The 8,519-nt window shown below is 55.5% G+C and carries 6 protein-coding genes; all 6 read left to right on the top strand.

Features of this window, described 5'->3' with window-relative positions:
• The first annotated feature begins 1,163 nt into the window (after positions 1 to 1,163).
• Positions 1,164 to 1,787 carry an EcsC family protein gene (locus tag PPP56_RS06995; protein WP_353563322.1) on the top strand — a complete coding sequence of 208 codons (624 nt, stop codon included), beginning with the start codon at positions 1,164 to 1,166 and terminating at the stop codon, positions 1,785 to 1,787.
• Between the two features lie 497 nt (positions 1,788 to 2,284).
• Positions 2,285 to 3,157 (top strand): type III-B CRISPR module RAMP protein Cmr1, encoded by an 873-nt coding sequence (gene cmr1, locus PPP56_RS07000; protein WP_353563323.1) that lies wholly within the window; start codon positions 2,285 to 2,287, stop codon positions 3,155 to 3,157.
• A gap of 69 nt (positions 3,158 to 3,226) precedes the next feature.
• Entirely contained in the window at positions 3,227 to 6,004 is a 2,778-nt protein-coding gene (cas10, locus tag PPP56_RS07005; protein WP_353563324.1) for a type III-B CRISPR-associated protein Cas10/Cmr2, read from the top strand.
• Positions 5,979 to 7,073 (top strand): type III-B CRISPR module-associated protein Cmr3, encoded by a 1,095-nt coding sequence (cmr3, locus tag PPP56_RS07010; RefSeq protein ID WP_353563325.1) that lies wholly within the window; start codon positions 5,979 to 5,981, stop codon positions 7,071 to 7,073. The genes cas10 and cmr3 overlap by 26 nt, the downstream gene beginning before the upstream one ends.
• 154 nt (positions 7,074 to 7,227) lie before the next feature.
• Positions 7,228 to 8,262, top strand: a complete 1,035-nt coding sequence (locus PPP56_RS07015) for a hypothetical protein (protein ID WP_353563326.1) — start codon at positions 7,228 to 7,230, stop codon at positions 8,260 to 8,262.
• A gap of 55 nt (positions 8,263 to 8,317) precedes the next feature.
• Positions 8,318 to 8,519 (top strand): RAMP superfamily CRISPR-associated protein (locus PPP56_RS07020; RefSeq protein WP_353563327.1); only part of this gene is annotated, 202 nt, incomplete at its 3' end.

Raw genomic sequence — 8,519 nt, forward strand, 5'->3', positions numbered from 1 at the left:
CCGCCGCACCACCTCGGGCAAGGTCCTCTACCTGCGTCTGGGCGTGGGCTCAACAAACAGCAGCCAGGCCTCTTCGAAGAGCTCCACGTCCGCATCCCCTGATGCTACCAGAGTGTTTACGGATACCTACCAGCAGGGTAAAACGGCGGTCGCGGATGGCATTTAGTACCGCCGGGAATGCAAGCGATCTCCGGCTACTGAGCCTTCTTCCCAGGACTGTCATGGTGAGCAGACGGCGACGTAGGAGCCGGGCGTCGAACCATCACCTCAAGTCATCTTGAGCCCCCACCTCAAGTCGAACCCGCACCCCACCTCATCCCAGGCAAGCCCCTCCACGTACAAGTCGAACCTCCATTTCAAGTCATCCCGGGCCCCGACCTCAAGTCATCCCGGGCCCCGACCCGGGATCTTTATTCGAACAGGACCACCCCGCCCTTCGGGCACCCCTCCTTTCCGGCTGAAGCCGGTAGGAGGGGAAGCGGCACGTCCGCCCACGACCCCCGCTCCACACTTGCTTCATACTATTCACAGCCCCTTCACGAAAAAGGCTTGCCCTTTCCCCCGAAAACCCCTGCGCTAAGCAATGTACAAACAGGCACATGTCCGCCGGTTTTGTTGTGTTGAAGGAGAGCGGTTGGTGCAGGAACGGTCCGAATCCGACCGGAAGCAGTGAGCATGATGGAGCACGGGCGCGCTTCTTGAAGCAGATAAGCGCTTCCCTTTGCCAGTCATGCCGACCGTTGTAGAAAGCCCCCGGATCGGAGGCCGGGGGGACTTGATGCTAAAGGGAACGCAACATGTGTGGCCCACGGTACCGCCGGGGATGCAAGCGATCCCCGGCTATGGATGGCTCCGCGCCAAGGCGTTCCGGGCAAGACGCCCCCCACCTCAGGTCGAACCCCCACCTCAGGTCATCCCGGGCCCCGAGCCGGGATCTTTATTCGAACAGGACCACTCCGCCCTTCCGGTCCCCTCTGCGAACGTATGTGCGCCCCAGCACTGAATTCAACGCGAGCCGACGAAATTCGGTGATATACGTTGAATCTACGTAGTAGCATCTCATCTCCCGTATGCGCCTATCAGTCTCTCCAGCAGCGCAACGGCGCACCCATGCCGGACGCTCATGGATTCGGTTTTTCTGAAAAAGATCTCCCTATTTCGCCATGGCGGACGCAAGCAAAATGACCAAGGCCCTGCATACAGCCTACGACCTCGCCCTTTCCGGCAAAGGCCCGGTACGTAGCGTGCCGCAGCTCAGCGCTGATTACAATGGCTACACCGACTCCACGGATGGTGACGTGAAGGCGTTTCTACGCAACCAGGACCTGAAGGCGGGGACGACGGGCTTCTTGAGTGGATGCGGGGGCCTTATCACGCTGCCGGTGGCATTGCCTGCCGGGATGGCCAGCGCGCTACTCATTCAGTTGCGCGCTGTGGCCACGATCGCCCACCTGTACGGACACAACCCCCAGCACGACGCCGTGCGCACGATGTGCTTTGTGTGTCTGACGGGCAGCAAAAGTGCGGACCTGTTCAAGCAGGCGGGGATTCGGGCGGGGCAACGGATTGCCAAATCGGCCCTGAAGCAGCTCCCGGGCTCGGTGCTCACGCGCATCAACCAGCAGGTGGGCACCCGGCTCATCACCAAGTTTGGCACCACGGGCGCCATCAACCTGCACAAATGGATTCCCCTGGTGGGCGGCGTTGTGTGCGGCGCCTGGGATAGCTGGACCACCCATGCGGTTGGCACCGTCGCCAAGCGGCGGTTTCGGACGGCAGCCGCGTGAAGCGGGGCGTCTGGCAAAAGCTTTTAGGATGCGAAGGATGCGACCAGAGCGTCATGAGTCGCTATCAGAGTGCAAGAGATATCCGGAGCCCTTTCGCCCGCCGGGGCACCCATGGCGCCGCTACATCGGGAGCTCCTGGTGCCTTGACCTCACTGATGATTATAGAGTTGGCGGCTTCCGCGATGTGCTAATGAGGCGGGGGAAGGAGCGCGCCAACGAGCCAATGCAAAATTCATATTGCTGATAGCCTTGACACGCGCGTCCAGAGCAGAGGGCGCCGCAATCGCCCCTCTCTTGGCAGGCATCCCCCCTCATATATTCTTGATATTTGATGCAGAAGTCAGTACAATAGAAAAGCACTTGCTTAACGTCCGTGCCTCTGATGGCGCCCTCCTCACATTCGCGCCTCCTCTGCTGCACAACGTCTTCGTGCTGTGTATGCATGAAAAAACGAGTGCTGTTCTTATCATATGTATCTACACGAGCCCTTCCGTTATATGTCTACGCTTCGATTCGCCGTTGAAACCATTAGTCCAATGTTTTTGCGCGGGGCTGACGGCGAAACACCCGAACTTCGTCCGCCCTCGTTCAAGGGGCTGCTCCGGTACTGGTGGCGGGCCGCCAAGGTGCTGCCCGTGAACGAGCTACACGAGCAAGAGGGGCGTATCTTTGGGAGTGCTGCTGGAGATGAGGGACGGCGTTCAACAGTCACCATTCGTTTGGAGAAGCGGGGATCATTGAGCTACAGCAACCACCAACCCGTGCCTCATCGTGGGTTTCGCCTGAGCGCATTTGACCCTGGACAACAGTTTTCAATTGTGCTACACCGCTTACCGCACTGCCCGATTTCGTTAGATGAGCTAAAACATACGATGATCGTTGCTCTCGCGCTGGGTGGAGTTGGCTTTCGTTCGCGGCGTGGATTTGGAGCTATGCGTATTCGGCGAATCAACGGAACGCGCTACGACACTCATGCTGGTTTAGAGGATTCGGTACTTCCCTCCTTGAAAGTCCTGAATCCCAACTTTGTATATGTATATAAGGACTACGCGATACACTACACGGGTTCAGAAAAACCTCCGTACCCTTGGATTAAGCGCGCTGAACGTACCGATGATGTCTTTTATGGAGACGATGTCCAAACTCTTTTGAGAGAGATCAGCCAGGCCACACATGACTACAATTCTCAATACACGGGAGCGCCAGACCCACGGTTTGCCTCTCCAGAATATGTAACGACTCACGGCGACAGCACAGATGTATGGGGGATCGTCACATCGCTTCATCTTCCTCAGTCTACGAGAAATAAGCTGCGTCACGGAGACAGCCGTCACGAGTTTCGATCAGCTGTCATTGATGAGCAAATTTAATCTGCAGATGTACATGCTTTCGTGACATGCAATCTCTACGCTGTTATTGACCAATCTTCCTTCTCGCTTATGCCAGTTCCTAACCTGTTTCAGCGCAAACTCTCATCTTTTCTCAGTTATCCTGTTGACGCTCCTTTTCGAGAAGACTATGATTTCAACGCATTGAAGGAGCGGGCTACCGCCTTGCAGAAACGGCTTCGGCTAGACACATCTGGGTTCTCGCCTGAAGCTCAGGCCATCGCCTCTGCAAATGCAGACGCATTGGTCCCTGACGACGTCCCCAGCGTATCTCTGCTCAAAAACCCGGAAATCCGACACCCGTTTTCTGGAGAACAGCTTCCGTGGGATGCAGAACGTCGGCCCGCTGACCTCGACGAGGTCGAACGCGCTGTCAACGCTGCGTTCGACAACCTTAATCTTCCCCCGATAGATGCGAGTGAGGTACCCGGCCAGCACACATTTCTATCTCTTTGGCGCAACTTGATCCCTACGCTCCGTGCACACAGTCCAGAACATTGGGCTGCGCTGTGGGACGTGCTTCCAGCCAACCCAGTCTTTCCCGACCATAGCCTGGCGCAACACCTGCGCATGACGTCTGCTTTCTCCGGTGTGTCCTATTCAGAAGGAGGCTTTACGACAGATTCGTCATTTGTGCTTTTTACGATTGGTCCAGTACAACGCTTCATCAAGCAGGCCCGCAAGACCAAAGACTTGTATTGGAGCAGCTATCTGCTGTCGTACTTGTGCTGGATTCCTCTGCAGCGCGTCGTTTCCACATTTGGACCGGATGCCGTTATCTTTCCTGACTTGCACGGTCAACCGCTTGTCGACCACTGGATGGAGAACGAACTCGGATTGAACGTGCGCAACAGCCAAGCGGCCTACCGCGACCTGCCGACACTCCCCAACCGTTTCTTTGCCGTCATCGAAGCGGAATCAGATGAGGCACTTCGCAGCTTCATGGAGAAGCTGGAAGACGATGTGCAGCAGGCCTGGATGAGCATCGGGGAGGCGATCTTTTCCAAACCGCCTTTCAATCGCATTGCCCCGCCTGCCTCATTTAACAATCACCTTAGCGGTGCGATATCTACCTACTGGGCCGGCTTTCGCCTACAAAAAGAAGCTGCACCGATCACTCCGGACGGTCTTGTCGATGATCTGTCCTCGTATGTCACTCCCGACCTGGTTGAAACGGTGAGAGCGCGCTTGAACAGCCCGATGTTGAAACAAACAGACCGAAAGGCTTCACTCGGGCACGTTTACGATCTGCTGTACACGCTGACCGAGAAACGCCTGGGGGCCCAAAAGACCACCCGACCTTTCGCGCAGCTTGGAGGGGGAGATGGAGAGCGTGGCCGCAAGGGCAGCCTCTCCGGTGAACGCAATGTGCTCTTTTACCGAGGGCACCCCGCCCAAATCAGGCATAACAAGCATGCCGTTGATCTGAGCGACTATGTAAGTCCTGTGGATCTGCGCGACGGGGAAGGGCTCTCCGGAGTAGGCTTCACAAAACGCTTTGCCGACCGGGCTATTGGCTCAAGCCGTAGCAAACAGTTCGATGCTACAGCCGATGTTGCCACCCAGCCCATGCGCCGCGCCGACGCCGCATCTGTGCAGCGCTGCGAGACAGCTATGAAAAACGAAATTGGCGGAAAGCGCTTCGATGGACAGTTGCTCTATGAGGAAAACCTCACGGTCAACTATCTCGCTTCGTATGTCTATCCCGAAAAGGATGCTGAACATGACAGGGCCGAACTCGAAGCAAAGGCCGATGCGCTTCGACGCATTCATAATGACACGCTTTCAGAAGCCGCTCTCGGCGCGCAGTCATCGTACTACGCTATTATCGCTCTTGATGGCGACAGTATCGGCAACTGGCTTGCTGGTGAGAACGGAGCCCCATCGATTGATAAAATCTACCACAGCGATGTGTGGGACTCGCTTGATGAGGACGTGAAGCATGCGATCGAAAGTAGTGTTAGAGTTTCCACAAGTAACGGCTCTAAAGCCAGAAGGCCACTCACTCCGGCGCTACACGCTACGATTAGTCAGGCAATGGCGCAATACGCCTTACATGCGGTGCGCCCCATCGTTGAAGACTACGATGGATTCCTGGTCTATGCTGGAGGCGACGATGTTCTTGCCTTCGTTAGCCTGGATACCGTGCTGGATGTGCTTATTGAACTGCGTGCGGCCTTTTCCGGGCATCGTACCCCAGATGGAACGGTAGACCTCTCCCAGTCTCCCAGCGGGTTTGTAGAGGACGAGACACGACTCTTCACAACGCTGGGCCCTGGTGCAACGGCATCCGCTGGAGTTGCTATCGCCCACTATAAAGCCCCGCTCAGCATGGTGCTCGACACGGCCTACACAATGGAAAAAGAACATGCTAAGAAGTACGGCGACGGTCTCAAAGATGCCGTCGCACTGGCTGTCCTTAAACGATCCGGTGAACGAAACCAGACTGTACTTCCTTTTCAGTCGCACGACAACGCCGCCGGGGGCACCCTGATGGTTCTACGGGATCTCGTTGCCGATCTGCAGGCACACGACATCAGTCCTACATTCATGCGGACCCTCCGGAAAGAATTGTACCCGCTTGCTGATGGCCAGGGTACCTTAGACGATTTTCCACAGTCCGATGAGTTTCTGAGGGCTGAGCTGAAGCGTCTCATTCTCCGAAAGGCGAATGCTACACCAGACTGGACAACCGAGACAGCAGATCAGCTAACTCGCATCTATACAAACGATCGTGGCGATCTCGGCAACTTCTTGGCTGCTCTCGATATCCTCCTATTCCTCAATAAAGAAACAACATCCCATGCATCTCTCAATCACGCCGCTTGATACTGTTTTCTTCCGTGACGGAAAAGCATTCACGATGGGTGAGGAAACGCAGGCTGATGGACTGTTTCCACCTCCACCTGCCGTGTTACGCGGGGCACTGCGTACACGTTACTTCACCGAACATCCTGACGAGCTCCGTCATGCCGCTACGGAAAACGACCCCACCGCTGAAACTCGCATCACCGGCATGGGACTGCGCAACTCCGACACAGGCATGACCTACTTCCCCGTGCCTCGTGATCTTGTCCACCGGAAAGACGCAGAAAAGGAGAGCGAGATGGTGCTTGCACGCCCCGTGAAATCGTCTCCGCGGTTTGTAGACTCTTCAACACTGGAAGCCCCTCTCACGCATCCTGCTACCGTGGAAAGCCCGGGAGATGCTTACCTGGAGTCGCTTGATTTAGAGCACTATCTATCGTCTGCGAAAGTCCAGAAAGCCTCTTTTTGGGTGACTAAACAGCACGATCTGGTTCAGTCCGAACCCAAAATAGGCATTATGCGCAACCGTGATACCGGCGGCGCTCAAGAAGGCCATCTTTACCGCGTCGGATTTCGGCGGCTAAAGCAAGACATCGCATTTGCTGTGAAGGTAGATGGGCTTAAGCTCGACAAAAGTGGACTTCTGAAGTTGGGAGGCGAACACAAAGCCGCATACTACGAGACGGTTGACTCGTCCTGGCCGCTGCCCAAAGTACCTGTATCTTCCATTGAAGAAACAGAATGCTTGAGGCTCTATCTAGCTACACCTGCACTTTTTCAACAGGGTTGGCTTCCCTCCTGGGTTGATCCGGATACGCACGAGGCCCATCTGGGAGGATGTAGGCTCAAGCTATACAGTGCAGCGGTTGGCAAGCCGTCTTTCATTGGCGGCTGGAACATGAAAAAGCGCCGCCCGAAGCCAATGCGCAAGGCCGTACCCAGCGGCAGCGTGTACTACTTTAAGCTCACAGATGGATCTGTTGATGATCTGGTTCAGCAGGTGCATGGCCAAAGCATTAGTGATTACCGTACACGAGACGGATTCGGGATCTGCTATGTCGGAGTAGCTCCACCACCGAAAGCAGGGTGACCCTGCACAATAAACCGCACGAACAATCATCCCCATTCTGCACACCTACTCAGCGCATCATTCAATGAAGCACATCATTACCCCCGTAGGTACATCGCTACTAACAAACTATACCGCTACATCTGCTGGAGGACAACTTGCTTCTCGATTTCAGATGCTGGATAATGAACCCGCTACACGTTGGGATGATCGATCCAGATATATCGACCAGATCCGCAACAGCCGCCGCTTCGCTGAATGGATCCAGCAAACGCCTGACGCCTCCGCTGAAATCGAAAGCCTACAGTCCATCGCCCGTGAGCTTGACGACCGCATTCATGTCTACCTGCTGGCAAGCGACACGATCAAATCACGACTCGTGGCCGAGCTGATCGCCGAACATGCTGACATTGAAGGAGTCGACCAGATTCACTTCAACCCCTCGCTCGATGTTATCCAGGGGTTGCAGGTGCGCGACCGCGATGCCTTTCGACGTGAAGGGCTCCATGCACTGGTCGATCGGCTTGACAATCTCATTCGAGGCAATTCACCGGATCATACGCGCGTGAATATCACCGGCGGCTATAAGGCGACGATACCGTACGTTTCGCTGATGGCTCAATTGTACGACGTAACCACCTACTACAAGTTTGCAGACTCAGATGCAATCATTGAGATTCCAGAAGCCCCGATTGTCGGAGATATGGATCTGGTGGAAAAACACGAAGCCCCGATTGCAGCACTTGCCGAAGGGGTCGCAGACTGGCCTGATTTCAAAAAACAGCATGCCGCGTTCTGCCGCAATGCACCTGGCATGATCCATGCCGACGACGAGGTCGCCTTTCTGTCACCCGTCGGAGAGATTCTATGGCGACGGTATCAGACGGATTGGGTGTTTTACTATGCCTCTGATGACGTGGAGTCTCAAATTCAGCAGCTTCCCAACATTCGCGACATCCTTGCTAAAAAGGTAGACGTGATGCGAAGCAACACAAAGCTGGAGAAAAAAGGCGACCACTACGTCTTTGACGACGGCAATAACCAAAACCGAATCTATTACTTCTCAGAAGACGACGATCTCTATATTTACAAGGTGTTTCAAGACCACGATGCTGCCGAGAAGTACATTCAAACCTCTTTTGGACCAGACGACCGTGCTGACGTCACGCACCGGGCGAAGCGAAGACGACTCGCTGCAAAATCGAAGTAGGACCTATCCTACACGAACGTAACCCCTTACCTTTCTCTCTATCCCTACACGCTTTATGTTTAGCACTGCACACCCCGTATACCTTCACGTTCGCACCCCCATGCACGCTGGCACCGGTGCCGAGCTGGGTATTGTCGACCTTCCCATCCAGCGCGAACGCGCTACGGGCTACCCGAAAGTAGAAGGGTCGAGCCTGAAAGGTGCAATCCGCGAGGCGTTTCGCCACCCGGTCCACGAGCGGCCGCGGGAAGCCGAGG

The organism is Longimonas sp. (assembly GCF_040409695.1).
Taxonomy (GTDB): Bacteria; Bacteroidota; Rhodothermia; order Rhodothermales; family Salinibacteraceae; genus Longimonas.